General features: G+C 59.6%; 27 protein-coding genes and 1 tRNA gene. 9 read left to right on the top strand and 19 right to left on the bottom strand.

Annotation, left to right across the window (positions count from 1 at the left end):
* Nucleotides 1–46: 46 nt before the first annotated feature.
* The 3 genes from BFW87_RS22230 to mlaD all read left to right on the top strand — a co-directional run bounded on the left by BFW87_RS22230 (nt 47) and on the right by mlaD (nt 2,167).
* On the top strand, nt 47–1,333 hold the full coding sequence (locus BFW87_RS22230) for an MFS transporter (protein WP_078741859.1): 1,287 nt from the start codon (nt 47–49) through the stop codon (nt 1,331–1,333).
* A 171-nt stretch (nt 1,334–1,504) separates the two neighbouring features.
* Nucleotides 1,505–1,651: a hypothetical protein gene (locus BFW87_RS32030; protein ID WP_176159803.1), complete on the top strand. Its 147-nt coding sequence runs from the start codon at nt 1,505–1,507 to the stop codon at nt 1,649–1,651.
* A gap of 48 nt (nt 1,652–1,699) precedes the next feature.
* Complete coding sequence (mlaD, locus tag BFW87_RS22225; RefSeq protein WP_078741858.1) at nt 1,700–2,167, top strand: outer membrane lipid asymmetry maintenance protein MlaD; 468 nt, start codon at nt 1,700–1,702, stop codon at nt 2,165–2,167.
* Between the two features lie 22 nt (nt 2,168–2,189).
* Here the strand turns inward: mlaD and BFW87_RS22220 are convergent, their stop codons facing one another.
* Entirely contained in the window at nt 2,190–2,693 is a 504-nt protein-coding gene (locus BFW87_RS22220; protein ID WP_078741857.1) for a hypothetical protein, read from the bottom strand.
* Nucleotides 2,690–3,676, bottom strand: coding sequence for an aldo/keto reductase (locus tag BFW87_RS22215; protein WP_254865930.1), 987 nt, complete (start codon nt 3,674–3,676; stop codon nt 2,690–2,692). Before BFW87_RS22215 ends, BFW87_RS22220 begins: the two co-directional genes overlap by 4 nt.
* A gap of 120 nt (nt 3,677–3,796) precedes the next feature.
* On the opposite strand from BFW87_RS22215, the gene BFW87_RS22210 reads away from it, so the two are divergent.
* The gene (locus tag BFW87_RS22210; protein ID WP_078741856.1) at nt 3,797–4,384 is read left to right on the top strand and encodes a TetR/AcrR family transcriptional regulator; all 588 of its coding nucleotides are present in this window, start codon (nt 3,797–3,799) and stop codon (nt 4,382–4,384) included.
* Here BFW87_RS22210 and BFW87_RS22205 read toward each other — a convergent pair.
* Nucleotides 4,381–4,743, bottom strand: coding sequence for a response regulator transcription factor (locus tag BFW87_RS22205; protein ID WP_078741855.1), 363 nt, complete (start codon nt 4,741–4,743; stop codon nt 4,381–4,383). The two genes, BFW87_RS22210 and BFW87_RS22205, sit on opposite strands and share 4 nt — an antisense overlap.
* 316 nt (nt 4,744–5,059) lie before the next feature.
* On the opposite strand from BFW87_RS22205, the gene BFW87_RS22200 reads away from it, so the two are divergent.
* Nucleotides 5,060–5,818 carry a MipA/OmpV family protein gene (locus BFW87_RS22200; RefSeq protein ID WP_254865929.1) on the top strand — a complete coding sequence of 253 codons (759 nt, stop codon included), beginning with the start codon at nt 5,060–5,062 and terminating at the stop codon, nt 5,816–5,818.
* Nucleotides 5,819–5,970: 152 nt separating this feature from the next.
* Here BFW87_RS22200 and BFW87_RS22195 read toward each other — a convergent pair whose 3' ends face one another.
* Nucleotides 5,971–6,849 carry a LysR family transcriptional regulator gene (locus tag BFW87_RS22195; RefSeq protein WP_078741854.1) on the bottom strand — a complete coding sequence of 293 codons (879 nt, stop codon included), beginning with the start codon at nt 6,847–6,849 and terminating at the stop codon, nt 5,971–5,973.
* Between the two features lie 91 nt (nt 6,850–6,940).
* On the opposite strand from BFW87_RS22195, the gene BFW87_RS22190 reads away from it, so the two are divergent.
* Entirely contained in the window at nt 6,941–7,792 is an 852-nt protein-coding gene (locus BFW87_RS22190; RefSeq protein ID WP_078741853.1) for a ketopantoate reductase family protein, read from the top strand.
* 92 nt (nt 7,793–7,884) lie between these two features.
* Here the strand turns inward: BFW87_RS22190 and BFW87_RS22185 are convergent.
* The 6 genes from BFW87_RS22185 to BFW87_RS22160 all read right to left on the bottom strand — a co-directional run bounded on the left by BFW87_RS22185 (nt 7,885) and on the right by BFW87_RS22160 (nt 12,461).
* Nucleotides 7,885–7,960 (bottom strand) — tRNA-Gly (locus BFW87_RS22185).
* A gap of 63 nt (nt 7,961–8,023) precedes the next feature.
* A complete protein-coding gene (pgsA, locus tag BFW87_RS22180; RefSeq protein WP_078741852.1) occupies nt 8,024–8,584 on the bottom strand; it encodes a CDP-diacylglycerol--glycerol-3-phosphate 3-phosphatidyltransferase in 561 nt (186 codons plus the stop codon).
* A 32-nt stretch (nt 8,585–8,616) separates the two neighbouring features.
* Entirely contained in the window at nt 8,617–10,440 is a 1,824-nt protein-coding gene (gene uvrC / locus BFW87_RS22175) for an excinuclease ABC subunit UvrC (protein WP_078741851.1), read from the bottom strand.
* A gap of 1 nt (nt 10,441) precedes the next feature.
* Nucleotides 10,442–11,083 carry a response regulator transcription factor GacA gene (gene gacA / locus BFW87_RS22170; protein WP_017530522.1) on the bottom strand — a complete coding sequence of 214 codons (642 nt, stop codon included), beginning with the start codon at nt 11,081–11,083 and terminating at the stop codon, nt 10,442–10,444.
* 186 nt (nt 11,084–11,269) lie between these two features.
* Nucleotides 11,270–11,710 carry a GNAT family N-acetyltransferase gene (locus BFW87_RS22165; RefSeq protein WP_078741850.1) on the bottom strand — a complete coding sequence of 147 codons (441 nt, stop codon included), beginning with the start codon at nt 11,708–11,710 and terminating at the stop codon, nt 11,270–11,272.
* A 1-nt stretch (nt 11,711) separates the two neighbouring features.
* Nucleotides 11,712–12,461, bottom strand: a complete 750-nt coding sequence (locus BFW87_RS22160; protein WP_078741849.1) for a carbon-nitrogen hydrolase family protein — start codon at nt 12,459–12,461, stop codon at nt 11,712–11,714.
* A gap of 606 nt (nt 12,462–13,067) precedes the next feature.
* Between BFW87_RS22160 and BFW87_RS22155 the strand changes: the two genes are divergently transcribed.
* Nucleotides 13,068–14,138 carry a 3-deoxy-7-phosphoheptulonate synthase gene (locus BFW87_RS22155; RefSeq protein WP_078741848.1) on the top strand — a complete coding sequence of 357 codons (1,071 nt, stop codon included), beginning with the start codon at nt 13,068–13,070 and terminating at the stop codon, nt 14,136–14,138.
* Between the two features lie 131 nt (nt 14,139–14,269).
* Here BFW87_RS22155 and BFW87_RS22150 read toward each other — a convergent pair whose 3' ends face one another.
* The 6 genes from BFW87_RS22150 to BFW87_RS22125 all read right to left on the bottom strand — a co-directional run bounded on the left by BFW87_RS22150 (nt 14,270) and on the right by BFW87_RS22125 (nt 21,555).
* Nucleotides 14,270–14,971, bottom strand: a complete 702-nt coding sequence (locus BFW87_RS22150; protein ID WP_078741847.1) for an NAD(P)H-dependent oxidoreductase — start codon at nt 14,969–14,971, stop codon at nt 14,270–14,272.
* A 100-nt stretch (nt 14,972–15,071) separates the two neighbouring features.
* Nucleotides 15,072–16,679: a 5-guanidino-2-oxopentanoate decarboxylase gene (locus BFW87_RS22145; protein ID WP_078741846.1), complete on the bottom strand. Its 1,608-nt coding sequence runs from the start codon at nt 16,677–16,679 to the stop codon at nt 15,072–15,074.
* Nucleotides 16,669–18,777 carry an acetate--CoA ligase family protein gene (locus tag BFW87_RS22140; protein ID WP_078741845.1) on the bottom strand — a complete coding sequence of 703 codons (2,109 nt, stop codon included), beginning with the start codon at nt 18,775–18,777 and terminating at the stop codon, nt 16,669–16,671. Before BFW87_RS22140 ends, BFW87_RS22145 begins: the two co-directional genes overlap by 11 nt.
* Nucleotides 18,778–18,794: 17 nt before the next feature.
* Entirely contained in the window at nt 18,795–19,955 is a 1,161-nt protein-coding gene (locus BFW87_RS22135) for an acyl-CoA dehydrogenase family protein (protein WP_078741844.1), read from the bottom strand.
* A gap of 21 nt (nt 19,956–19,976) precedes the next feature.
* Nucleotides 19,977–20,768, bottom strand: coding sequence for an enoyl-CoA hydratase/isomerase family protein (locus tag BFW87_RS22130; RefSeq protein ID WP_078741843.1), 792 nt, complete (start codon nt 20,766–20,768; stop codon nt 19,977–19,979).
* A 148-nt stretch (nt 20,769–20,916) separates the two neighbouring features.
* Complete coding sequence (locus BFW87_RS22125) at nt 20,917–21,555, bottom strand: TetR family transcriptional regulator C-terminal domain-containing protein (protein WP_078741842.1); 639 nt, start codon at nt 21,553–21,555, stop codon at nt 20,917–20,919.
* A gap of 315 nt (nt 21,556–21,870) precedes the next feature.
* Here BFW87_RS22125 and BFW87_RS22120 point away from each other — a divergent pair, with 315 nt between their 5' ends.
* Together BFW87_RS22120 and BFW87_RS22115 are read left to right on the top strand one after the other, a co-directional pair.
* Nucleotides 21,871–22,071 (top strand): hypothetical protein, encoded by a 201-nt coding sequence (locus tag BFW87_RS22120; protein ID WP_078741929.1) that lies wholly within the window; start codon nt 21,871–21,873, stop codon nt 22,069–22,071.
* Nucleotides 22,059–22,886 carry a hypothetical protein gene (locus tag BFW87_RS22115; protein ID WP_078741841.1) on the top strand — a complete coding sequence of 276 codons (828 nt, stop codon included), beginning with the start codon at nt 22,059–22,061 and terminating at the stop codon, nt 22,884–22,886. The genes BFW87_RS22120 and BFW87_RS22115 overlap by 13 nt, the downstream gene beginning before the upstream one ends.
* A 15-nt stretch (nt 22,887–22,901) precedes the next feature.
* Here the strand turns inward: BFW87_RS22115 and BFW87_RS22110 are convergent, their stop codons facing one another.
* The 3 genes from BFW87_RS22110 to BFW87_RS22100 all read right to left on the bottom strand — a co-directional run bounded on the left by BFW87_RS22110 (nt 22,902) and on the right by BFW87_RS22100 (nt 25,202).
* On the bottom strand, nt 22,902–23,669 hold the full coding sequence (locus BFW87_RS22110) for an outer membrane protein (RefSeq protein WP_078741840.1): 768 nt from the start codon (nt 23,667–23,669) through the stop codon (nt 22,902–22,904).
* A 125-nt stretch (nt 23,670–23,794) separates the two neighbouring features.
* Nucleotides 23,795–24,388, bottom strand: a complete 594-nt coding sequence (locus BFW87_RS22105) for a DUF3455 domain-containing protein (protein ID WP_254865928.1) — start codon at nt 24,386–24,388, stop codon at nt 23,795–23,797.
* 115 nt (nt 24,389–24,503) lie between these two features.
* On the bottom strand, nt 24,504–25,202 hold the full coding sequence (locus tag BFW87_RS22100; RefSeq protein WP_078741839.1) for a hypothetical protein: 699 nt from the start codon (nt 25,200–25,202) through the stop codon (nt 24,504–24,506).
* Between the last annotated feature and the right edge of the window lie 260 nt (nt 25,203–25,462).

The raw sequence follows: 25,462 nt of genomic DNA, 5'->3' as shown, positions 1-25,462 counted from the left end.
ACACTGGTGAGCGCAGCGAAAGACTGCGCGCCACTCGGAGACAGGCATGCCTACAAAAACCGTTGATACCCTGCAATCCACACCGAGATCACGGCTCTCTACATTTGATCAATACAAATGGCGTGCATTGATCGGTGTGACATTCTGCTATCTCTTCTATTACACCGGGCGCCAGACCTTGGGCTTCGCGATTCCCGGCATACAGCATGACTATGGTTTATCGAAATACGAAATAGGCTGGATCAGCGCGACGATGTTGTGGTGCTACGCGGGCGGTCAATTCATTAACGGGAACCTGGGCGACAAACTCGGCGGCAAACGAATGATGATCGCCGGCGCGATTCTCTCGCTGGGGGCAAATTGGGTCTTTAGTTTCGGTCACTCGTTCTGGTTTTTTATGTTCGCCTGGGGGGCGAACGGTTACTTTCAGTCCATGGGTTTTGCGCCAGGCAGCCGCCTGCTTTCGAATTGGTGGGGGGTTGAACATCGCGGTTTTGTGTATGGCATCTATGTCGGGTTTTCTGGATTTTCCTCAGTGCTCGCATTTGTTCTGCCCCTTGCCATTCTGGGCATGATGCAGCTCGACTGGATCTGGATTTTCAGACTGGCACCCTTGTCGATGCTCCTTGGGGCAATCGTTTTATGGTTTTTTGTATCAGAGCGTCCCGAAGACAAAAACCTGCGCTCAATTGAACGTCCGGATGGAAACTCAGCAGTGGCGGCTGAGGATGCTTTAACGAGCACGCAGCGATATTTGATCGTGCTGCGAAACTGGAGACTTTATATCGCCGGGTTCGCCATCGGTTTCCAGAATGCCGCGCGCTATGCGTTGGTGGTTTGGGTACCCGTACATTTCCTCGGGCTGGACTGGAAGACGTCGTCAACGTTGATTGACCCGAAATGGATCACAGTGGCACTGCCTATAGGGATGGCGTTGGGCGCCCTGTCGAACAGCTGGATTTCCGACGTGGTGTTTCACGGCAGGCGCTATCTGGCAATCGTCGCCTACATGATCCTCGCGTCAGCCACCGCGATGCTCATGATGTTCATCCCGCACGCAAGTATGCTTTCGATTGGCCTGCTGTTCCTCTGCGGCTTTTTTGTGTTCGGGCCCGCATCATCGTTCTGGGCGCTCTGCCCGGACATTTTCGGCCGCCACGCGGCCGGCACCGCTACGGGCGTGCTCAATACCATGTCCTACGCATTCGCCGGCATCGGTGAACCGGTCATCGGCCATATGATCGATACAACCGGTAATACGTCGATCATTTTTCCGGTGGTTGCAGGGCTTTGCATGGCGAGCGCCATGCTGTCGTTGTTGATCAAACGCTAACGGCCTCATGCGTGGATCGCTGCTCCAGAAGCACCGCGATTCACGCCTCCCCGCAGGATGCCTGATTACTCTCGGCGAACCCTGCCTTAGCCACTTAATACGTGACTAATCGCCATAACAGTTCCTTAAAAACTACTCGCTACACTCCGGATCCATACCCGAACTGCGCCCATGTTCACGTTGATTATTACGTTCATGGCCCTTTGTTTTTACGCGGTATTTGTTTTCCCACAACGTATCGCTCAACAGGTCATTGGTGGAGAAGCGCGAGCGCCACGCTTGACTTCGCTGCTTGCGCCCCTGCCCGGCACGACCTGATGACTGCTGCATGCTGCAATGGCAACCCGCCACGGTCGGAAAATACTCATGAAAAAACACTCGAAGGGAATCAGTGTCAGCCTTTTTTTGCTGGCAGGTCTCCTGGCTCTATTGTTTCTCGCCCTGCGCGTGAGTGGCAAATCGACCAGCCCATCGGCCGGGACGTTTGAACTGTATGCCAACTTTGAGGGTGTCGCCGGCTTGACCCTCAACGCGAAGGTGAGCATGGCCGGTGTAGTCGTCGGCCACGTCTCGGCGATCGGCCTGGATCCTGACAGTTTCAGTGCTCGTGTAACGATGCAGATGAACGAGGGCATGGAGGGGTTGCCCACGGACTCGACAGCATCAGTCCTCACGTCGGGCCTGGTGGGCAAAAAGTACATCGGCCTGAGCATGGGCAAGAAAACAACGTTACTGAGTGCTGGCTCGACCATTTATGACACTCAGTCTTCGTTTGTGCTTGAAGACGTGATTGGCAAATTCCTGCTCAACACAGTCAATAATAACGATGAATAAATTGGATACGAAATACGGCGAGTCAATGCACTTCAGCCTTTGTTAAACGAGCGCAGCCGTTATGCCAAGCGATCAAACCGAGCCAGAGCAGCATCATCAGCGCCGTCGGTGCCAGCGCTGTTTTCGGCACAAAGGGTGAGACAAAACTGTAGGAAAACAACCACGCCCCCGCGATAAAACCCGTTAACTTGATCGGCCGAATCGCCAGCAGCGATACATTGACGATCCAGATACCCGCGAAGATATGGCCACCCAACCGGATCGGCATGGCAATTTCAGCCGGGACGTGGTTCAGCGTCATCACCCCGACCGTCACGTCCAATACCAACCAGCCATAGCCGGCCGCTCTCGCCCAGTCCGGGGCGGGCAGTCGGGGCACCAACAGGAAAATAGCCAGGTGAAAGAATATCCCCGGGTAATCCAGCCACTCGCGGTTTGTATGCCAGACATAAGACGCAACCACCGGAGCAAACATGAGGATCGCGACAATGGCGCACGTACGCGCAGAGGGCAGGAAGGTACTCATTGTGCGGCCCATTTCAGGACAAATTCCGGGTAACGCAAGCCCACTACCGCGTCCGGAGCAAAGGCGCTTTCCAATTGCGAGGCCTCCAGCGCAGTGAACTTCACCTCCAATGCTCTGAGGTTGTCGCTGATGCGAGAGGGGCGATTGATGCCGGCAAGCGGCACGATATCGTCGCCACGCGAGAGCACCCAGGCCACGGCCAGTTGAGCTGCGGTGAAGCCTTTAGATACGGCCATGGCTTCGAGCACCTGAGCCGTGGCCATATTGCGCGTGTAATTGTCGCCGTGCATACGCGGGGCGAGGAATTTCGAGTCTGCGGGCGGCTGCCCTTGCGGCAAATTACCCCCCAGCATTCCCTCTGCCAGAATCCGATAAGCCACAACGCCAATGCCAAGTTCGCGCGCTGTCGGCAGAATGTCCCGCTCGATAAAACGGCTGGCCAGCGAATATTCAATTTCCAGGGCAGTCACGGGATGCACGGCGTGGGCGCGGCGTAACAGGTCGGCGCCCACCTCGGATACACCCAGGTAACGCACCTTGCCATCGTTTATCAGGTCGGCAATCGCGCCGATGGTCTCCTCGTACGGCACGTCCGGGTCAGCGCGTCCGGGCTGATACATGTCGATAACGTCTACGCCCAGTCGCTTCAACGAGTAGGCGGCGAAGTTTTTGATGGAGTTGGGGCGCCCATCGAGACCGATGATGCGGCCATTCGGATCCACTTGCGCGCCGCATTTCACGCTCAAAAATGCGTCATCACGACGCCCCTTCAGGGCTCGTCCGACCAGCATCTCGCTTTGCCCGCTGCCATAAAAATCGCCCGTATTCAGAAACGAAAAGCCTGAATCGAGGGCGGATTGAAGGGTCCTCACAGCGCCCCTTTCAGTCTCGTCATCGCCCATTCGAAACGCCATGCAGCCCATTCCAAGTGCTGAGACAACAGGGCCGTTTTTGCCCAATCTTCTCGTTGTCATTTCAGTCATCGCGACACCCCTGCTCAATAAAATCACGCGTTGGTTCAAGCGATTCAGAGCGATCGCTTGTTACAGATTACATTTAATGTAAAATGTAACTTTTATTATTGTCAATCAGGGATGTGAAAAATGCCGCGTACCGGACTGTCCGCCGAGGAGATAAAAAACAGAGCAATTGACGTCGCCCTGACGCGCATGCGCCTGCTCGGCGTGGATAAGGTTCGCCTCACCGACGTCGCCAAGGAATTGGGCGTCAGCCATGCTGCGCTGTATGCACATTTTGCGGACAAAGCGGCGCTACTGGATGCAGTGACCGAACGATGGCTGTGCGAAATCGAACAGACGCTCATAACCGTTGTGTCTGCAGCGGGCGACCCGACAACACGGATGAGCGAATGGCTGGTGAGGCTTTATCAGATGAAACGTAAACGCGCTTTGGACGACCCGGAACCGCATCGTGCCTTTGATATAGCTGCAGCGCTGGAAAAACCGTTCATCATCGCCCACCTCAACAGCCTGTTGAACCAGCTGGGCGCCCTCTTCCAGGAAGCCGGGGCTGAGTTCAGTGGCGACGCGAACTGTAATGCCCGGCTGCTCTACACCACGACGGCCGCGTATCACCATCCAACACTGGTGGCTCAAACAGCCCACATCGACCAGGAGACAATGCTGCGGCAGATCATCACGCTGGTATTGTCGGGTATGCGGCGCATCTAAACCGGGGCCTTTCCTCGCGCTAGCGCGGCCCAGACTGCACTCATCTGTTCTTCACAAAGAGTGACATCGAGATAACCGTCAGCCTCCAGAACAGGGCTGTGCATTGCGACAGACGCATTGGCGGTGCGCATCAATATGGAACGCATTGACGCGCTGCCTCGCACGGCCCTGAGCATAGCGCCCGTGCAATGGTCAGAGAAGCCCGAGCCGATAATGATCACGGAATAGGTAAATCGCTCAAACAATATGAAGGCGTCTTCCATATTGAAGACCATGTCTACAAGACACCCCTTCCCTGACAGCGATTGCAACAATCGACGGCGTACATGCCCATCACTTTCAACGATCAGAAACCTCATACCCTGTCCTCACAAGCAACGTTCACGCATGGTCAGGTATAAGGTTTTAAGAAAGTCTTAAATTCAGCGTCCGGCAGCGGGTTATCTGTAACAGAATGAGAGTGATGGGTTTTAATAAACTATTAATCCCCATAAATCCGTCTTAAACACTGCCCGACATACTCCGCCTCGAACCTCTCCAATAGGATTGACGGCGTTGAACTCAAAAACACTCCCCACCCTGCTCAAATCCCGGCCCCGCCACTTACCGTCCGCTATCGAAGCTGGAAAAAGATACAGATCGCCTGGCAACACTGACTCTTTGCCGGTGAGTACCGTGCCGTCGTTGATCAGCACGCTGCTGCTGGCCAGCCTTGCATTCGAGCCTGGCCCGGCTTTGGCGGCCACGGAACAAGACACACAATCGCGCTGGGGGTTGGGCCTGGGGGCAGCCGTAGACAATTCGGCTTATCGCGGCCTGGACGACGACGCCCAAGTGTTACCTGTGGTGTCTTATGAAAGTCGCTGGTTCAGCGTGATGGGCCCTGGCATTGACTTCAAGATACCCAGCGATAATGCACTCTCCTTTCGCCTGCAAGCCCGCTATGGGATAGGCGAAGGCTACGATGCGTCAGACTCCAACGACCTCGACGGCATGCACGACCGGGATCCCGGCGTCTGGTTGGGCGCCAAGGCGATTTGGGCGAGCCCAATAGCGCAGTTCTCCGCTCAATGGGCAAGTGATGTCTCAGGCAATAGCAACGGGCAAACACTGAGGTTTGCAGTGGAACGACGTTTTACCGTCAACGACTTCGACTTCACCCCACGCCTGGCCGCGGTGCGCGTGGATGAAGACTACGTGTCTTACTACTACGGCGTACGCAACAGCGAAGCCACCGCGTCACGCAGCGCCTACGAGGGCGACGCCACGGTCAACCTGGAGGCCGGCATACGCATTGGCTACAAGCTGGATGCCAATCAGCATGTGAACCTGGACCTGAGTGCCACGCGCCTGGGCAGTGAAATAGAAGACAGCCCGATAGTGGAGCGAGCCACCACGAGCTCACTGCGACTGTGGTACATGTATCGCTTTTGATCCCTGGACACGGCCGTGGGACTTGTTCGCAGTCCCTCTGCTGCCTCTTGTAACGATGGACGTCAGATGAAACAGCTAACGGCGCTGTCACTCCAGACCTTGTCAGGCGGCTCCGATTTTTTGCCCCGGATACCTGCGAAGGCTTCGCACGGTTAGTCCCTGCGCACCGAAATCGAATGCACGTACCTTTCTATTGCGGCAACGGCTGCGCGTACATGCGGTTGCGCACGCAAGTCCCGGTGAAACACCAGGTAAAACGGCTGAACCGGGCCGGGAATAGTTGTTTCAATCCGAACAAGGCCAGTGGTGCGCGGGTCCAGTTCCAGAAACGCGCCGATCCCGGCGCCCAGTAACACCGCCTCGGTAATGGCTTGCATCGAGCTCGAACGGAATGGAAAGCGCGTGGCGCCCAGCTCTCGCATCCACTGTTCATGCGGTAACGCCTTCCATCGTTCGTCCAGCCCCACGAACGGATGGGCCGAGGCCTCCCCAGCCTTCAACGCCCTTGAAAGCAGATGCCGTCGTACATAGTCCTGCGAGGCGAACAGGCCAAAACGAAAACTCGCCAGGTGCTTCTCTACCAATACGCTGGACGAGGAACGGGCGATGCGAATCGCAATATCGGCTTCACGCGCCGCAACGTCCACCATCCGGTTATCACCCGACAACTCGATATCAATGCCTGGATGATCCTGCGCAAACGCGATGAGCGAACGTGCCAGCATTGGCGCCATGCCATCAGGCACGCTGACTTTGAGCGTTCCGGCCATCTGCGCTTGATCCCGCCGTAGCGCATCAAGGCCGTGCTCAAGCGCTTGTGCCAACTGCACCATACCCAGCGCATGAGGGTTCAATTCGGTACCCGATTGGCTTCGGTGCACCAGGCGGTGGCCGACACTGGCTTCCAGCGCATCCAACCGTCGCGCAGTAGTCGAGGTAGAAAGGCCGAGCACTTTACCCGCGCCAAGAAAGCTCCCCGCGCGATGCACCGCGAGCAGAATGCGCAAATCGTCCCACGAGAGTATTTCCATATTTGGATATCTGATTACCGATAATGTGCGTTTACGGTAACACGCCTGAACTTCACACTCGCCTGATGCAAACTCACCTCAGGCAGTGTCTATGAAAATTATTGTGTTCGGTGCCGGGCGAATCGGTAGTACGTTGGCCTTCTGCCTCTCCAGAGCTGGCCACGAGGTGTCCGTCATAGCGCGGGGAGCGAGGCTCGATGCACTGGTTCACAAGGCAGCAATCGTCACATTGGATGGTCGATCAGCACCCGTCACGGCACTGGCCTCACTTGCACCCTCAGAACCCTGCGACCTTGCCATTGTTACCGTCCCTGAACACCAGGTGGCGTCGATCCTGGCCGAGGTATCATCGAGCCAGGCCAAGACCATTCTGTTCATGTTCAACACGTTTCGGGGCACCGCCCGCTATGCCTCAGCGGTAGGCACCGAGCGTTTTGCGTTTGGCTTTCCAAACATGACCGCCACCCTGGTGGACCAACAATTGAGCTTCCGCGTCGACGGACCCGGCATGCTCACGACACTGTCAAGGCCGGACCTGGTGACGCTCTTTAAAGACGCAGGCCTGCCAAGTGAACACGAAGACGACATGGATGCTTTCCTGCGCAGCCACGTGGCGCTTGTGGTTCCACTGTTTTTGGCCGGGCTGCTGATGTGGAAGCGCTCCTACGATTTGACCTGGAACGAAGCGAGACAGCTCAGCGCCGCGCTCGTCGAAGGTTTCGATTTGGTGAAAAGCTTGGGGCACCCACTTAAACCCAGAAATATTGCGTGGGTTGCGCGGATGCCTGTCTGGGTGCGCACGCTTGTGCTATGGGCTTTTAGCCGCTCGGCACCGGTCAAGGCGGTGGGTGAATTCGGCCCCGCAGAGACTCGCTATTTGATCGATGAGATGGTGGCTGTTGACCCGAGCCGCACGCAGCTTCTGCGGGCGCTGCGGCCCTGAAGTGTTAGCCTGAAACGCAGGGGGCCAAAGCGTCTTTTTCTCAACTCGCAGGCAAAAAAAGCCACTCGTTAGAGTGGCTTTTTCTTTGTGTTTGGAGCGGGAAACGAGACTCGAACTCGCGACCCCGACCTTGGCAAGGTCGTGCTCTACCAACTGAGCTATTCCCGCGTCTTGGTGATGCGCATTCTATAGAATTATCAGAACCCGTCAACCCCTTGATTCAAAAAAGTTTTATTTCTTTTCAACCGTGGTGCGCAAGTGCGGCCAGGCTGCTCGCAAATACTGAAGCATGGACCACAGGGTCAGGCCGGCGGCGATCAGCAGCAGGGCGTAGCCCGTGAAGACCCAAAAAGAGAAGTCCGACGGGTTGGCCAGCAGGATCACCAATGCAAGCATTTGCGCGGCGGTTTTCCATTTGCCCATGCTGGACACTGCAACGTGGGCGCGGGCGCCGATTTCAGCCATCCACTCGCGCAGGGCCGAGACGACAATTTCACGGCCAATGATCACCGCCGCCGGCAGGGTCAGCCACAGGTTGCCGTGTTCCTGCACCAGCAGCACCAGGGCCACAGCCACCATGAGTTTGTCGGCGACCGGGTCAAGGAACGCGCCAAACGGCGTGCTTTGCTCCAGGCGACGCGCCAGGTAGCCGTCAAGCCAGTCGGTCGCGGCCGCAAAGGCAAACACCGAACTTGAGGCCGCATAGCTCCATTCGTAGGGCAAATAGAACAACAAAATGAAAATCGGAATGAGCAGGACGCGTAGAACGGTGATCAGATTAGGGATATTCATCGGCACAACTGGCTACGAGGTGAGAAGGCATTCTACTCGCTGTGCAGATTTGCATAAATCAACTCAGCGAGCTTTTTACTGATACCGGGGGCTTTGGCTATTTCGTCAATGCTGGCACGGGACAGCTCCTGCAAGCCACCAAAATGTTTAAGCAAGTCACGACGTCGCGTCGGGCCAACTCCCGCCACCCCTTCCAGGGTTGAGGTTCGCCGGGTTTTGCCGCGACGGGCACGGTGGCCGGTGATGGCAAAACGGTGGGCTTCGTCACGGATCTGCTGAATCAAATGCAGCGCAGGTGAGTCGCCCTTCAAAGTGAACTCATGGGCGGCATCATTCAAGTACAACGTCTCGAAACCGGCTTTACGCGTGGCGCCCTTCGCCACACCGAGCAGTATCAGGTCCGGCACGGCCAGTTCGTTGAGTACGTCACGGGCCATGGAGAGCTGGCCCTTGCCGCCGTCCACCAAGAGGATATCGGGCAACTTGCCCTCGCCGTCCTTCAACTTGCTGAAGCGCCGCGTGAGGGCCTGGTGCATGGCGGCGTAGTCATCGCCGGCCGTCACGCCTTCAATGTTGTAACGCCGGTAGTCGGATTTGATCGGCCCTTCCGGCCCGAACACCACGCAGGACGCCACCGTGGCCTCACCGCTGGAGTGGCTGATGTCGTAACACTCCAGGCGCTGGGGCGGTTCGTCCAGGTTTAGGACTTCGGCCAGGGCGTCGAAACGCGCGGCGACATGCTGCCGGTTGGCCAGACGCGCACTCAGGGCCTGTTCCGCGTTGGTCACCGCCAACTGCTGCCAGCGCGCGCGAGTACCGCGCACGCGGTGGCTGATGTCCAGCTCGCGGCCGCGCAATTCATGAATCGCCTCGATCAGTGTCGGGAAGTCTTCGTGCACAACGTTCACGATCAACTCCGACGGCAAGTCGCGCTCGGGGCTGCTGACGTAGTACTGACCGAGGAACGCGGCCATGACTTCGGCGACTTCCTCGTCGATACCGGTCTGCGGGAAGAAATTCTTGCTGCCCAGTACACGCCCGCCGCGCACGCTGATCAGGTGCACGCAGGCGCCGCCCGGGTTGACGAACGCGGCGATCACATCGACGTCGCCCGTGCCGCCTTCCATGCTCTGCTGGTCCTGAACGCGGCGCAGCAGGGAGATTTGGTCGCGCAGTTCGGCGGCCCGCTCAAAATCCAGCGTACCTGCGGCCTGTTCCATGGCGCCAGAGAGCTCATCGGTGAGCGCATTGCTGCGTCCTTCGAGGAACATCACCGAATGGCGCACATCTTCGGCGTATTCCGCCGGCTCAACCAGGCCCACGCAAGGCGCCTTGCAGCGCTTGATCTGGTATTGCAGACATGGCCGCGTGCGGTTCTTGTAGAAGCTGTCTTCGCACTGACGCACAAAAAAGGTCTTTTGCAGCAGGCTCAGGCTTTCGCGAATCGCGCCGGCACTGGGATAAGGCCCGAAATACTTGCCCTTGGCCTTCTTCGCACCCCGGTGAATGCTCAGACGCGGGAAATTTCCGTCGGATAAATACACGTAGGGGTAGGATTTATCGTCACGCAGCAGGATGTTGTAAGGCGGCCGCCATTCCTTGATCAGCGTCTGCTCAAGCAGCAGCGCCTCGGTTTCATTGGCGGTGATGGTGGTCTCGACCTGAGCGATACGCGCCACCAGCGCAGCGGTTTTAGGCGCCAGGCCGGTCTTGCGAAAGTAGCTCGCCAGGCGGCTCTTCAGGTTCTTGGCTTTGCCGACATAAAGCAGGCGTGCCTCGCTGTCGAACATGCGGTACACGCCGGGGCGGCCACTGCAGGTTGAGAGAAAGGCACTTGGATCAAACGGTGTGGTCATGTCAGGCGCTGGCGTCCACCATGCCGTGGCGCACCGCGAGCAGGGTCAATTCAACATCACTGCTGATGGCGAGCTTCTCGAAAATGCGATAGCGGTAGGTGTTCACGGTCTTGGGCGACAGGCACAGCTTGTCGGAAATCGACTGAACCTTCTGGCAGCCGACGATCATCAGGGCGATCTGGATTTCCCGCTCCGACAGCGCGTCGAACGGCGAATCGCTGGTGGGCTGGAACGATTTGATGGCCAACTGCTGGGCAATCTGCGGGCTGATGTAGCGTTGACCGGCAAACACCAGGCGAATGGCTTGCACCATTTCCGCCAGGCCTGCGCCTTTGGTCAGGTAACCGGCAGCCCCTGCCTGAAGCAGGCGGGTCGGAAACGGGTCTTCTTCGCACACGGTCACCACCACGACCTTGATGTCCGGATGGCTGCGCAACAATTTGGTCGTGGCGCCAAGACCGCCGATCCCGGGCATCTTGACGTCCATCAACACCACGTCGGGCTTCAACTCCCGCGCCTTGATCAGGGATTCCTCACCTGATTCGGCCTGGCCGACTACTTGCAGGCCATCGATGTCAGCCAGCATTCGTGTAATGCCTGTACGAACGAGATCGTGATCATCGACTACTAGCACCCTAATCAAGCAGACACCTCGCGATAATGGTCTTATAGGTTGCTGAACACCTTAGCAAAAAACCGGGGCGCAGACCTAGCTGCAAGCGTCATATATATGGAGATTACGTGCACTTTAAGCCTGCACCGGCAGGCAGACCGCAGATTATGCTGAGCAAAAGGTCAGCTTTGCGAGACACGCCCGGGGTTCGCGGTTCTAACTCGCCGGGCCTGCCCGACAGTCGCGCTCCATGCGCCAGAAGCAATCTTCTTCCCCCACGATGCTCAAACCCTGCCGCTGGTACAGCCTTCGTGCCGGATTGGTCTTGAATACCGTCAGCCGTAACAGCCCCTTTGCCCGCGCCTTGAGCGCCATTTGCTCGATCACCCAGCTTCCGGCGCCCTGCTTGCGGAAGGTTTCCAGCAGGTGCAATTCGCGGATGTAGAGCGCCCGACTGTCAACACTCAGGCTGATAAAGCCCATCACGGCGGCGTCATTGCAGATCAACCAGTTCTCACGGCCCGCCCAGGCGGTGTCAAAACCATGGTCGGACCACAACAAACCGTACTGCTGGTAATAGCGGCTCATGGCTTCATGGGTAAGCGCTCGCGCAAACAACCGGTCGTTTTCCGTTGCCGCGCGCAGGTTAAACGCCATTTCAGACGGCCGCCACGTGGCCAGCCCATTGCCCGCTCTCGCGACGTGCAATCACCAGCGCGTCCCCCACGCCCGGCGCCGCAGCGAGCACGCTGCCATCCGTTGCCCAGATTGCACTTCGCCCCGCGCAGGCCCAGCCACCCGAGGGCCCGCCATGGTTCGCCATCAACACCAGCAGGCCATGTTCGGCGGCATAGCCTTGGAGCAACGCGCTGTCCGTCGCATAGCCACCTTCACTGATCAATACACCGGCGGCGTAGACCGTCGCGCCCGCCTCCGCAGCCTGACGTGGATGGCTGGCGTGGGAAAAGTCTGCACAGACTGCCAGCGCAATCCGATCATCCCCCCACTCAAGTGCCGCACCGCCCTGCCCCGCCACAAAGGCTGCCTCTTCGCCGGGATGAAGATGTTTCTTGGTGTAAACCGCCAGCGAGCCGTCTGCTCCCAGCACCAGCGCGCCAATCGACACCCCTGACTCGGGCGTCAGCCGAAGCGGCATTCCCACCACCGCCGTCAACCGCAACTCACGGGCCATCTCCCTCAGTGGCGCCAGCATTGTGTCTTGTGGGGCAATGGCCAGGTCGGCCGCCAACGACGGCTCGTACCCGGTCAACGATAATTCCGGAAACACCAGCAGTTGCACGCTGTGCTCAGCCGCCGCACGCATAAAGGCCAGATGTCGCCCGATATTGGCCTGTACATCACCGGCGGTGGAAATCGATTGAGCAGCAGCAAGGGTCAAAGCAGTCATGGTCGCGTCCAGGCAATCATCATCAATGTGTTATCAGCATATCTCGGCCAATAGACATGACTAGTCCCAGACGATAGAAATTACTGATTGAATCCCCCCTCGTGCCTCTAGTAAGCTCCCCCCATCATTTGGAGACATACCATGTTGCAACTCACCCACACCCAGGTCCCTGCTGCCAGCGCCCCGCGCTCGGTGTCGGCTACCCGCGTGAACGGTTCGAGCGCACGTGCATGCTTTTATTTTGGGTATTGGTTTAGCCACTGGCGCGCCTGATACCTGAAATCGGCGCCCACTACTCAAGGGGTCGCCTACCAGAGAAATCTAACCCCCGGTCGGCTCCCCGACCGGGGGTTTTGTTTTTTCAGACCCCTACATTTTGATCAAGAACACTTAAAGGAATTACGCCATGAACTACGCCACTTATTACCGTTACGACACCTCCACCGCCTGGCGATTTAGAGAGCTCCGTTCGGGACAGCCTGCCGCCTCCGATCGGTCACCTCTTGGTGGCAAGCCAACACACGTAGCCGATACGGCCAATTGTCGAACACCCCAGTAGGCCGAGCGCGCGGGAACAGCCCGCCGCTCGTCCAGGAAGCCTTGAATATGAACTCCGCCACCGCCGCTCTGCCCGTTTCGAACCTCAACAGCGCCAATGAGGCCCTGACCCAGCGCCTGCCCAGCTCCCTTGAGCTCAAGCACCAGCTGCCGCTAAGCCCGTTCCTCAACGAACAGGTCCACGCCCATCGCCAAGCCGTGCGCGCCATCCTCAACGGTGAAGACTCCCGTTTGCTGGTGATTGTCGGCCCATGCTCGATCCATGACCCCGAATCGGCCATGGAATACGCACGTAACCTGAAGAAACTGGCGCATGAAGTCAGCGACCAGATGCTGCTGGTGATCCGCGCCTACGTCGAAAAGCCACGCACCACCATCGGCTGGAAAGGCCTGGCCTACGACCCGCACCTGGACGGCAGCGATGACATGGCCGCGGGCCTCACTCTGTCGCGCCAACTGATGCGCGAAATGCTGCGCCTGGGCCTGCCGGTCGCCACCGAACTGCTGCAACCCATGGCCGCCGGCTACTTCGATGACCTGCTCAGTTGGGTCGCGATTGGTGCGCGCACCACCGAATCACAGATTCACCGCGAAATGGCCAGCGGCCTGGGCATGCCCGTGGGCTTCAAGAACGGCACCGACGGCGGAGTGGCGATTGCCTGTGACGCGATGCGCTCGGCGTCCCACCCGCACCGCCACTTCGGTGTCGACAGCCAGGGCCACCCGGCGATCATCCAGACCCCGGGCAACCCCGACACCCACCTGGTGCTGCGCGGCGGTCACCGTGGGCCGAACTACGATGCGCACAGCGTGGCGCAGGTGAAGCAGGACCTGGCCAAGTCCAAAGTAGCGGCCCGAATCATGGTCGATTGCAGCCATGCCAACAGCGGCAAAGACCCGCTGCGTCAGCCGGCGGTGTTCAACGAGGTGCTGGAACAGCGCCTGCAGGGCGATACGTCGTTGATCGGCATGATGATTGAAAGCCACTTGTTCGAAGGCTGCCAGCCACTGAGCGCATCGATGAAATACGGTGTGTCGGTGACCGATGGCTGCCTGGGCTGGGACGGCACCGAGCAGTTGTTGCGCAGCGCGGCAGAGCGGTTGCGTGAACAACGCTGAATCATCAGCCATGTGAAGATCAAAATGTGGGAGCTGGCTTGCCTGCGATGGCGGTACATCAGCTACAGATTTGTAGCCTGACACACTGCAATCGCAGGCAAGCCAGCTCCCACATTTAAATTGCACTGGATTCAAGGTAGGGGATACAGCGCCTCATCAAACTGCTCAAGTTTCGGAAACACCAAGGGCTGCTCATCTGCCAGCCCTTGCAGCCGCTGCTCATACCCCGCCAAAAATGCCTGCCGCGCTTCGGCGCTGATATACGGCACATGCCACGCCACAAACGGCGCCAGCACTTCATACCCGACATACGCCAGCGTGCCGCGCAGAATCGGCCGCAACATATCGTCCAGCGGCCCATGAATCGCGCCTTCGCCAAACATATGCTCACGCCCGCCCAGGGTCACCGTGACCAGCGCCCGCTTGCCCGCCAGGCCGCCCTGATCGTAAAAGCGCTTGCCGCCATAACACACGCCCGACACCAGCACCCGATCGATCCAGCCCTTGAGCATCGCGGGGGCGGAGAACCAGAAGATCGGAAAGTTGAGAATCAGCAAATCCGCCCACAGCACCTTGTCCAGCTCGGCCTGAATATCCGCCGCGATCGACTGCTTTTTCACTCCCAGACGTTGCTCCAGGGCATACACCAGATAGTCGGGATTTTCCCGCGTCGAAAAATCCGCCGCCGACGCCACCGGGTTCCACTGCATGGCATACAAGTCACTCACCTGCACTTCGTGGCCTTGCCCTTGCAGCGTGGCAACCGCCCTGTCGCGCAAGGCGGCGGTAAATGACTGCGGTTCAGGATGGGCGTGAACAATCAAAACCTTCATATGAACTCCTTAAACGGTGTGCGCCGCCCGTTGGGCCAGCAAGTGATCGAGCGCGTCCGGGTCCATTTCCGGTTCGGATGAAAACAGCAGGCCGGTAAGGTCAACAGGCACAGGCATGTTTGAGCTCGATCAAGGTCACGCCGTTGCGTTTGAAGCCGTTGCGCAAGTCCGTCTGCAATTCATCCAGGTTGCTGGGCTGGTTCACCGTGCAGCCGAACGCCTGGGCGAACAGCGCAAAATCCGGGTTGCGCGGCAGTACGCCGATGGGTTCGATGTCCAGGCTAAGCATGTCGTCGCGGATCTGGCCGAGGGCGTCGTTGTTCCACAGCAGTACCACCAGCGGGCTGTCGAGCTCTTCGACGGCGGTCGCCAGTTCCTGGGCGGTGTAGAGAAAACCGCCATCGCCCACCAGCACCAAACCCGGCCGCTGCGGGGCGCCGAACTTGGCGCCGATGCCGGCGGGCAAGCCATAGCCCAATGTCCCGTAACCCGTTGGGTGCAGCCAACTGCGCGGCGCACGGCTCGGGTAGGCGTAGTTGCCGGTGTAGGCGAGTTGAGTCATGTCGCTGCTGATGAAGGCGTTGGCGGGCAGTTCGGCTTCAATGCGGTCGAGGATGGCTTGGTGAATCGACTGCAGGGGGCCGTGACCCAGCTCAACGGCCTGATGCAATGCCGCCACTTTTTCACTCGCTGCCTGCGGGCTGCGCGGCGTAGTCGGCAAAAGGTCCAACAAGGCCAGCAGCGTTTGATTGGCATCACCGCGCAGCGCCACGGCACAGGGGTAAAAGTCATTGAATTTGCGCGGGTCGATGTCCACCCGCAGCAGCTCGCCGGTGATGGGCAAACGCTCGCGCCAGTAATCGGTGTCGGCCATTTCCGTGCCGACGGCCAGCACCACGTCCGCCTCGCTGATCAGTTGCCAGCCGGGCTCGACGCACAGGGTGGAACCGGCATTCAACGGATCGTTCACCGGCAGCAACCCTTTACCCGCCACGCTGGTGAAAAACGGCGCGGCCAACAGCGTGCTCAAACGCTGCAACGCGTCGCCAGCCTCCAGCGCACCACCACCGGCAATGATCATCGGGCGCTTGGCTGTCGAGAGCCTGGCAGCGGCCTGCTCCAGCGCCTCGTTCGAAGGCAGCCCACGCCCAGGCCGGCGCACTACATCGTTGCTCCAGTCTCTTTTGATCGGCGCGGCCAACACATCCAGCGGCACCGAAATATGCACGGGCCGTGGCCGCTCGCTATCGAATACTGCGTAGGCACGGGCGACCAACTCGGGCAAATCCTCAGCACTGGCCGCCACCGCCGAAAACGCCGTGATCGGCGCGGTGATTGCGCGCTGGTCCTGGGTCTCATGCAGGCTGCCCCAACCCTTGCCGAGGCTAACGGTGCTGTTGACGCTGGAGATCACCAGCATCGGGATCGAGTCGGCATACGCTTGGCCGATGGCAGTGGCGGCGTTGGTTACGCCGGGCCCGGTGATTACAAAGCACACGCCCGGCTTGCCACTGACCCGTGCGTAACCGTCGGCCATAAACCCGGCGCCCTGTTCGTGGCGCGTGAGCACATGGCGAATGCCGCTGCCGGGCAGGCCGCGATACAGCTCCAGGGTGTGCACGCCGGGGATGCCAAACACGGTGTCGACGCCGTAGTGGGCCAGCAAACGCACCAGGGCCTGGCCGCCGGTGAGGGTTTTATCGTGCATGGTTTTCTCCTAGACGAATCAATGCGTCGACCGCCGTGGCGCCCTGGGCACTGACCAGCAATGGGTTCACATCCAGCTCCAGCAACTGCCCGGCGTTGGCGCAGGCGTAGTCGGCCACCGCACGAATCGCCGCGACCAGTGCGTTCATGTCCGCCACCTCACGCCCGCGAAAGCCCTGCAGCAAAGGGGCACTGCGCAGGCTGAGCAAGGCGTGGCGGATGGCATCGTCGGTGGTGGGCAACAACAGGCTGCGGCTGTCTTTGAGCAGTTCCACCAGTATGCCGCCAGCGCCGATGACCAACGCCAGGCCAAAATCGTTTTCGCGCTTGATGCCCACGATCAATTCAGCCAGCGGCGGTGTGGCCATGGCTTCGAGCAATAATTGATCAAAGACCACACCCGGTGCATAGGCCGCGATCTGCCTGCGCATATGGTCCAGCGCCGCTGTCAGCGCGAAGCCATCCTGCAGGTTCAACGCCACAGCGCCCGCTTCGGTTTTGTGCGGTAAATCGGCGCTGACCGCCTTGAGCACCAGCGGGTAGCCCAACAATTTGGCATCGGCAATTGCGCGCCCGGGGGTGCTTAACACCGCCGCTGGCGTGCTTAGGCCGAATGCGCGCAGCGCCTGTTTGGACGCCCACTCATCCAGGGCCAGCCCCTGTCCTTTAAGGATTTGCGGGCAGAGCGGTTCGAGAATCGACTCGCCCCGCGCCAGCAACACGCGACGGTTGTTTTGATAGTCGGCAACCCGGCCCCAGGCGACGAACGCATCTTCTACGCCTTGCAGCGCGGCAATACCGTGAGCATGCAGTTGCTCGCGGGCGTGCGCCGGAAGCAACTCGGGAAACGCCGAGGTGACGAAACCGGTCTTGCCATGACGGCTCAGCGCTGTGCAAAACAGCTCAAGCAGCAGGTCACATTCCTTGCGTTCGCCGGTAAATGGCGCCGGGTAATCCAGCACCAGCATCGCGGCATCCGCGTCGGTGCGCAGGGCGATGTCGAGCATGACCGTAAGCGCCTCACGGTCGCCCCAGATGGCGGTGGTGAAGTCCAGCGGGTTGACCAGGTTGGCGTAGCTCGGCAGCACGCGGGCCAGCTCGCCGCGTTGGTCTTCGTCAAGTTTGGGCAGGGCCAGAGCGTTGCGTTCGGCGTAATCGGCGATCAGCCCTGCATCGCCACCGGAACAGGCCAGTGCGATCAGGCGGTTACCCTTCGGCAAATTGCCGCACGCGGCAGCCTTGAGGGTTTCGACAAAACTCACCGGCCCGCTGACGCGGATCACCCCCAACCGGGCAAACAGGCTGTCGTATAACGCGTCGGAGCCGGACAGCGAGCTGGTATGGCTCAGCGCAAGCTCCGCACCGATCTGCGAAACCCCGGTTTTCAGCGCGATGATCGGGATACCCTTCTCCAGCGCCTTGTGCGCCGCGCGGGCAAACCCCGGTACGTTTTTCAAGCCTTCCAGGTGCAGGCCGATGGCAGTCACGCGTGGCTCATCAAGCAACACGTCCATCAGCTCGGCCACGCCCAGTTGCGCCTGGTTGCCGACCGAGGCCATATAGGCCACCGGCAACGAGCGGTCGCTCATCGACAGGTTGTAGGCGAAGTTGCCACTTTGGGTCAGCACGGCCACGCCCTTCTCCACTGCCTTGCCGCCATGGGCCACCGGCCCCAAGGCCGAGCTATGCAAGTAGTCGAGCAGGCCGTAGCAATTGGGGCCGAGCAAGGCCATGTCGCCTGCGGCGCTCAGCAGTTGCTGTTGCAAGGCTGCACCGCTGGCGCCGGTCTCGGCAAACCCCGAGGCGTAGCAAATGGCGCCGCCGGTGCCGATGGCCGCGAGTTCAGCGACGCAGGTCAACGTCAGCTCGCGGTTGGTGGCGATGAATACGGCATCGGGGCCACAGGGCAAATCGGCAACGCGGCGCACGCAGGGAATGCCGTCGAGGCTGTCATGCTGCGGGTTGACCAGCCACATCTGCCCGTCAAACCCTCCGTCGGCGCAGCGTTTGAGCGCACGCGCCATGCTGCGCCCACCGACGAAGGCCAGGTGCCGGGGCGCCAGCAGCCGCTTGAGATTGTCGCGAATAGCCTGGGACATAAGCGTTCCTCGCGCGATCAGCGCAACAATGGCCGCAACAGCTCACGGGCGATGATATGGCGCTGGATTTCCGAGGTGCCTTCCCAGATTCGTTCGATCCGCGCATTGCGCCAGATGCGCTCCACCGGCCCTTCGTCCATCAAGCCCATGCCGCCGAAAATCTGCACGGCTTCGTCGGCGACCTTGCCGAGGGTTTCGCTGGCGAACAGCTTGGCCATGCCGGCCTCGCCGTCGGTCATGCTGCCCTGGTCCATTTTCCACGCGGTATGCAGGGTCAGCAGCTCCGCGGCGCGGATCTGTGTGGCCATGTCGGCGAGCTTGAAGCTCACGCCTTGATAGGTGCCGATGGGCTGGCCGAATTGCTTGCGGTCCGCGGCCCATTGCAGCGACACATCCAGCGCGCGCTGGGCCTGGCCGACGCAGTTGGCGGCGACCATCACGCGGCCGGCGGTGAGCCAGGCATTGGCGACCTCCCAACCTTTGCCCACCTCGCCAAGCACCTTGGACGCGGGCACGCGGCAGTCGTCGAAGAACATTTCATAGGTGTGATAGCCGCGGTTGCTCACGCACTTGGGGCCACGGCGAATGGTCATGCCGGGGGTGCCACGGTCCACCAGGAACGAGGTCACCGCATTACGCTGGCGGCCGTTGTGTTCGTAGGTGTCGGTGACGGCAAACACGATGGCAAAATCGGCGCTGCCGGCATGGCTGATAAAGTGCTTGCTGCCGTTGATCACAAAGTCATCGCCACTGCGCACGGCGCGGGTCTTGATGGCGTTGGCGTCGGAGCCTGCGCCCGGTTCAGTCAGGGCGAAGCAGTCGATTTTCCGGCCCTGGACACAGGGCAGCAGGTAGTCCTCAATCTGCGCGCCGGTGCAGGCCATCAAGATCTTTGAGGGCCGCGCGACAAACACATGCAACGCCCACGAAACCTTGGACAACTCGCGCTCAATCAGCGCCTGAGACAGATAATCCAGACCTCCGCCACCCACTTCCTCAGGCATGTTGAAGGCATAGAAACCGGCAGTAATTGCCTTATCGCGGATCTGCGCGGCCAGCTGCGGCGAGACCTCATCGGCACGGTCCACGGCTTCCTCATGGGGCAACAATTCCCTGGCAACAAAACTGCGAACCGCGTCCACCAACATGTCTTGTTCTTGGCTGAGCTGGAAATTCATGGCGTTACCTGCGTGGTGTTTTTATTTGCCGGAGAAAGTCGGAACGCGTTTTTCGAGGGATGCGCGCAGTGCTTCGGCGCCGTCAGCGCTGCGCCCGCACAACAGGCCTGCGGCGAGCTCCGCTTGCAACTGGTCGGGCAGGTTGCGCGCGGCGCCTTCGCGGATCAGGGTCTTGGTCTGGGCGAAGGCGAACGTGGGTCCGTTGGCCAGGCGGGCGGCCAACTCGGCGGTGTGGGCGTGCAGTTGGTCATCGGCGACCACTTCACCCACCAGCCCGGCGGCCAGGGCGCGGTCGGCATTCCACATTTCATCGAGGAACAGCAGGCGCTTGGCATTTTCGGTACCGATCAGGCGCGGCAAGTGCCAGCTGGCGCCGGCGTCCGGCGAGTAAGCCATGCCTGTGTAACCGGCCTTGAAACGTGCCGATTGCGCGGCGACACGCAGGTCGCAGCACAGCGTCAGGTCCATGCCGGCACCGACCGCGGTGCCGTTGATTGCGGCAATGGTGGGTTTGTCGAGAGTGTGCAGGCGCGTCATCAAGGCGTGGGCGGTTTCGGTCCAGCCGTAGGTTTCCAGCGCGCCACGGGCCTCGGCGTCAGCCCATTCGGCCAGATCGGCACCGGCGCAGAAGCTGCGCCCGCTGGCGGTCAGCACCACCACGCGCACGGCGGGGTCGACGTTGAATGCGTCGAGCAAGCTGTGCAGGTGTTTGAGGGTCGGGATATCCAGCGCATTGCGTTGCGGGCCACGGTTGAGGGTGATCCAGGCAACGCCTGCTTGCACTTGAGTGAGCACGGGCGAATCGGTGGTCATGGCGTCCTCGAATTATTTTATTTGGCGTGAGGGGTGCGACATGGCGAGATACTAAACGAGTGTTCAGTAAGGTAGCAATCGGCAAACTGCAATTATTTTCAGAAGGGAAAACCGGCCTGAACGCAACGCTCAGGCAGCGAGGAAGGGCTCAGGGTTTGAGCAGGTAGCGCTGGCGACCGCCGCTTTGGAGGCCATCGACCCAGGCCTCGCAGATCTGGATACCCTGCTCCGGGGTAAAGGTGCCGGGGTTGAGCCCGGATTCCAGCCACAGCCCGTCAAGCAAGGCGCTCAAGCCGATGGCCGCGAGATCGGCGTCGAATTGCGCCCACCCCTCCTCCCTGGCCATGTCGGTCAGAGCCGAGCGCATGATCGTGCGATATTCGCCGTAGGAGTGTTCATGGGCCTGGTTGATGGCGGGCGCCGTCTTGACCGCACCCCAGAACACCAACCACGCATCGAGCAGTTGCGGGTCGAGCAACTCCGCCGAAAAGGAGCCGCGGAACAACGCCGACAGCCGCTCGCGCGGGTCGGGCGGGGCCTTGGCCATCGTTTCGCGCAGCAGGCTCATGACCTGGCCGGTAATCGTGCGGTAGGCCTCGGCCACCAGCTCATCCTTGCCCGAATAGTGGTGGCTGATCAGCCCTACCGACACCCCGGCCTCTGCGCTGATTTTGCGGATCGATGCGCCCTGAAAACCGTCGCGCTTGAGACACGTGAGCGTCGCCTGGACCAGGTTGGCCTTACGCAATTGCGGGTCCATCCGGGAAAAGCGGGATTCCTGGGTCATGCGGCGATTTCCTGCGGTTGAGTCGGCTGCACGACTCTACATCAGTCGCGATAGCCCGGCGACATTCGAACCCGCATCCGCAGCTACGCTGCCCAGGCAGGTTGCATGGCATCTGCCCCGCCTCCCGTGGTCGCCCGGGGTTGTTGAATCGTTGACGGTGTTGATCTGGGTGATTACGCAGCCGCCGTTTTAAGCCGATCGGGCAAATGCAGACGTTTCCTACGGGAACTGGCGATAGAGGCGCGGCGGCCATCAGTGGCTGGTGGTGGATTCGCTTGCTATAAAAATGACTACTTCTTTTTCGAGGTTGTTGCCATGTCGTTATTGCATTTGCTGTTTGGGGAGCCGACCCAGGATGACCGAGAGCGGGTGAAGGCCGTTCAATCCTATAAAACCTGGAAGCTCAATGATTGCGGCATTGGTGTCGACGCTGCGGAAATCGCGGAATCGGCGCATTACAAGGAGGCGATGCGCCAAGCCGCACAGATCGAGGTCGACGACTCATGGGCTTGCTGATCATCGTGCCGTTACTGGTCAGTGGCTACATGGTCTGTCTCAGGCATCCTTTCTTCTACAACCGTTTACACCGATTTCAAGGTCAACTGCTCTATTTGCAGGTTGCGAGATTGGGCATGATTTGCCTGATCGTCGCGACACTCCTCAGTGCGTTCATATTTGCTCTGTCAAAGCAGAATATCCAGGTCGCGGGGCACCAGCTCGCGACGGACTACAGTGACTATCTGGGCTCGCTGCTGGTACAACTCGACATTGCCAACGAAAAAAACGGCGCACTGTGGGTATTTCTTATCCAAGCCGGGCTCACGGCCATGCTCCTCCCTGTCTTGTGGGCGAAGCTTTACATTCGTGTGAGAAAGAAACTGCTGAAACTGCAAACGGACGAGCAGTTCCATTACTTGTTGTCACTGGGCGTTCTTGAAGGCAACCCCTTCAGGCGTTTGTTGCGAGAGTCGATCGAGCACCGCGTCGCCTGCATGTTCAGTCTGAATGATCGCAAGGTGTACGTGGGATTTGTAATGTTCATCGGCGTGCCAACCGAGTCCGAAGGTATGGATCACGGCTTTACCTTGCTCCCGATTCTCAGCGGCTACAGGGACAAGGACACGCTGGAGGTCACGTTCACCACCTTTTACGCCAATACACACTGCCCGCCACCCATCCTGCTGATTCAGGAAAACGTCGTCTCCGCCACCCGCTTCGACTTCGCCACCTGGCGTACTTTCCAGGCCCGCAAAAACCGCAAGACGCGACAGGGTCACGTTTTCCAACATCGCCCTGCGCGCCCGGTAAAAGCCCCACGCGCCTGCGCATGAGGCCCCTTAACACGGTTAATCAAACTTCCAGTTCAACCCCACACGCAACATCTGCCCGTCGTTTTTGAACTTGGAGTCATACCCGGTGCCCGCACCGCCGCTGCCCGGGATCACCGCCACGTTCAGCTTGTCTTGACCCAGGTCGTAGTACAGGTATTCGGTCTTGAACGACAGGTTCTTTGTGATCGATTGCTCGATACCCGCGCCCACGGTGTAGCCCATCTTGAAGTGGCTTTGGTCACCGCTGAACTGGGTGTTGCCGGTTGGGCCGAACATGTCGACGCTTTGGCTCGTTTCACCGTACGCCAAACCGGCGGTGCCGTAGATCAGGGTGTGATCGAAGGCATAACCAAAGCGACCGCGCAGGGTGCCGAGGTATTTGATCTTCGATTCGAATTTGTTGTTAAGCGCCAAATGGGTGTTGAGTTGCGCAGTGCCGATATTGCGGCTGTCCTGCAGGTCGGTGTGGGAAATATCCGCCTCGACACCGGCGACCCACTGGCCGAACTGGTAGTTGTAGCCGATCTGCGCGCCACCCAGCAGGCCGTTGCGGTCCAGGTTGACCCGGCCCGGGCGTGCGCCGCCATTGATATTGGCGATGTTCGGGGCAGCCTGGCCCTTGGTGTTGACGTCACCATCGCCGCCAAAACCGTAGCCGGCGCTCAAGCCGCCGTAGAAACCGGTCCAGTCGGTGGGGCCTTCGGACGAATAGGCATCCGCTGCCTGAACAGCTGACGAGGCGGCAACAGTGAGTGCGGTAACAGCAAGTAAACGAGTGATCATGTGAAGCTCCTGAGTTTTTTGGTTTTTGACAGGCACAGCGTTGCCGCACGCCGATGGCTATCGGCGCGAAGCGAAAATTCAAATCAAGGGGTATTCGATACCGGGCCGAGCGGCCCGTTCAGGTATTACTGGCCGAGAAAACGGTAGTCGGCGCTGTAAGGCTCGACGTGCAGTTCACCGGCCTGCTCGCAACTGCCGCTGAACACGCCACCAGAGGTGTGCAGACGCTCAACCGCAACTACTTGCGCCAACCCGCCTGTACCCTGATGTGTCACCACATCCAGGCGCAGCAGCGGGATATCTTTGGTACTTTGGCCCGGCGCCTGGGCGATGACTTTACCGACGACCGCACTGTGGTCATCCAGTTGCCAGGTCGGCCCGGCGAAGTGTCGGCCGACGGTCTTGCCGTTGATCATCAACGTCGCCAACGGCTCGCGAAACTGCCAGGTCAATTGGCCGCTGCTGTCCTTGGTACAGGTGTAGATCTGAACGCCGGTGGCCTGAACCGTCATCAACACTTTTTTCGCAGCGCCGGCGGCAGGTTCCGGCAAATCCTGAGCCTGTGCGCGCTGCGCATCGAACGCGCAGATCACCAGCACAATCAGGCCGATCACCTGCAAAACCAGAAGCGCCAGGCGATTGCGGCGCGCCTCAACATCAGGGTCGGTGCTGCTCATTTTGCCTCTGCCGGCGGAAGGGTCGAGAAGGGTCTGGTTCATCATGTTGGATCCATCAGTAGTCGATAACAGCTGGTTATCAGCGTCTGCAGGATGAACAACCGACCCGAAGTGTTTATTCCCGACTATTTTCCAGCCTGGGCAAAAAACCCTTCGTCTACCAGACCTCGACTTTCAGTTCAAGGCGTTGGCTGGCCGGCATTGCCAGCGCCTTGCCGCTGTGCACCACGCCATGGCGCGGCGATTCACGTTTGAGGTTGGGGACCGGTATCCGCCCACCGCCGCGCACGGTTTGCGCACCGTTCATTTGGAACTTGCCATAGGCAAAGTTCAGCCCTACGCCGTTCTGGCGCTGGAAGTAAATCCACCAACGCCCCTCCTCGAACTTCATGAAGGCAAAGCCCCGTGGGTAAGCATCTTCGCCATAGTCATCAAACGTCATCGCCGTGGCAAAACCCAGTCCGTGGCCGTCGAAACGGTTGAGGTATTCCTTGTTCAGGTAATCGCTGCCACCTTGAACGTGGAAGACGCGGTACGTAGTGTCATCGATATGGTCGATCAGGATCGAACATCCGCTGAAGTCCGGTGTGAACACATACCCGGTGGCACCGGGGTTGGCCGGGATGTCGCAAAAACTGCCCTGAGGCACCCAATGCCCCATCAGCGGCCGCTCGACCTTGCCATGCTCACCTGGCTTGTCCAGGGTGGCCAGGCGATAACCGCCGGCCTTGTGATCATTGACGTCGAATACATTGAGGCCGGCGATCACACCTGTGGGTATACGCTTGGCGGTCATGAAGTGCTGTTGCAGGAAGGTCTTGGTGGAGGAAAACTTGTTCATGCACTTTGTAGTCATAAAGACTCCAGGCAAGGGGAGGATGCAGACGTCTCTCCGATCCCTGAAAACGCCGTTCGAACATCAGAAGAACACCCTCCTGCGATGCTTTATTCCATGATTTCGCTTAATCGAAATCAGCCTTTTCCATGCAGATAATTGTCTTCTTCCTACACCCCTCCAGCCGGTAGCCTTCGGCCCTGCGGCGCCTTGCGCACGCACGAACACCGGCTGCAGATGCAGCATCGGTGCCTGACCCCAAGAGTTCGATAGATGGCGCC

The organism is Pseudomonas fluorescens, from assembly GCF_002022275.1.
GTDB lineage: Bacteria > Pseudomonadota > Gammaproteobacteria > Pseudomonadales > Pseudomonadaceae > Aquipseudomonas > Aquipseudomonas fluorescens_AJ.
Note: the sequence above shows the minus strand (reverse complement) of the source record. Positions and strands in the feature narration are given on the sequence as shown.

Bases quoted from the DNA above. Each gene is read 5' to 3' on its own strand.
- BFW87_RS22135 (WP_078741844.1), bottom strand. From the start codon at position 19,955: ATGAATTTCCAGCTCAGCCAAGAACAAGACATGTTGGTGGACGCGGTT.
- BFW87_RS22155 (WP_078741848.1), top strand. From the start codon at position 13,068: ATGAACTCCGCCACCGCCGCTCTGCCCGTTTCGAACCTCAACAGCGCC.
- BFW87_RS22115 (WP_078741841.1), top strand. From the start codon at position 22,059: ATGGGCTTGCTGATCATCGTGCCGTTACTGGTCAGTGGCTACATGGTC.
- BFW87_RS22230 (WP_078741859.1), top strand. From the start codon at position 47: ATGCCTACAAAAACCGTTGATACCCTGCAATCCACACCGAGATCACGG.
- BFW87_RS22215 (WP_254865930.1), bottom strand. From the start codon at position 3,676: ATGACTGAAATGACAACGAGAAGATTGGGCAAAAACGGCCCTGTTGTC.
- BFW87_RS22210 (WP_078741856.1), top strand. From the start codon at position 3,797: ATGCCGCGTACCGGACTGTCCGCCGAGGAGATAAAAAACAGAGCAATT.
- BFW87_RS32030 (WP_176159803.1), top strand. From the start codon at position 1,505: ATGTTCACGTTGATTATTACGTTCATGGCCCTTTGTTTTTACGCGGTA.
- pgsA (WP_078741852.1), bottom strand. From the start codon at position 8,584: ATGAATATCCCTAATCTGATCACCGTTCTACGCGTCCTGCTCATTCCG.
- BFW87_RS22190 (WP_078741853.1), top strand. From the start codon at position 6,941: ATGAAAATTATTGTGTTCGGTGCCGGGCGAATCGGTAGTACGTTGGCC.
- BFW87_RS22145 (WP_078741846.1), bottom strand. From the start codon at position 16,679: ATGCACGATAAAACCCTCACCGGCGGCCAGGCCCTGGTGCGTTTGCTG.
- BFW87_RS22130 (WP_078741843.1), bottom strand. From the start codon at position 20,768: ATGACCACCGATTCGCCCGTGCTCACTCAAGTGCAAGCAGGCGTTGCC.
- BFW87_RS22160 (WP_078741849.1), bottom strand. From the start codon at position 12,461: ATGACTGCTTTGACCCTTGCTGCTGCTCAATCGATTTCCACCGCCGGT.
- uvrC (WP_078741851.1), bottom strand. From the start codon at position 10,440: ATGACCACACCGTTTGATCCAAGTGCCTTTCTCTCAACCTGCAGTGGC.
- BFW87_RS22100 (WP_078741839.1), bottom strand. From the start codon at position 25,202: ATGACTACAAAGTGCATGAACAAGTTTTCCTCCACCAAGACCTTCCTG.
- BFW87_RS22105 (WP_254865928.1), bottom strand. From the start codon at position 24,388: ATGAACCAGACCCTTCTCGACCCTTCCGCCGGCAGAGGCAAAATGAGC.
- BFW87_RS22125 (WP_078741842.1), bottom strand. From the start codon at position 21,555: ATGACCCAGGAATCCCGCTTTTCCCGGATGGACCCGCAATTGCGTAAG.
- BFW87_RS22120 (WP_078741929.1), top strand. From the start codon at position 21,871: ATGTCGTTATTGCATTTGCTGTTTGGGGAGCCGACCCAGGATGACCGA.
- BFW87_RS22195 (WP_078741854.1), bottom strand. From the start codon at position 6,849: ATGGAAATACTCTCGTGGGACGATTTGCGCATTCTGCTCGCGGTGCAT.
- BFW87_RS22140 (WP_078741845.1), bottom strand. From the start codon at position 18,777: ATGTCCCAGGCTATTCGCGACAATCTCAAGCGGCTGCTGGCGCCCCGG.
- BFW87_RS22150 (WP_078741847.1), bottom strand. From the start codon at position 14,971: ATGAAGGTTTTGATTGTTCACGCCCATCCTGAACCGCAGTCATTTACC.
- BFW87_RS22110 (WP_078741840.1), bottom strand. From the start codon at position 23,669: ATGATCACTCGTTTACTTGCTGTTACCGCACTCACTGTTGCCGCCTCG.
- mlaD (WP_078741858.1), top strand. From the start codon at position 1,700: ATGAAAAAACACTCGAAGGGAATCAGTGTCAGCCTTTTTTTGCTGGCA.
- BFW87_RS22165 (WP_078741850.1), bottom strand. From the start codon at position 11,710: ATGGCGTTTAACCTGCGCGCGGCAACGGAAAACGACCGGTTGTTTGCG.
- BFW87_RS22205 (WP_078741855.1), bottom strand. From the start codon at position 4,743: ATGAGGTTTCTGATCGTTGAAAGTGATGGGCATGTACGCCGTCGATTG.
- BFW87_RS22220 (WP_078741857.1), bottom strand. From the start codon at position 2,693: ATGAGTACCTTCCTGCCCTCTGCGCGTACGTGCGCCATTGTCGCGATC.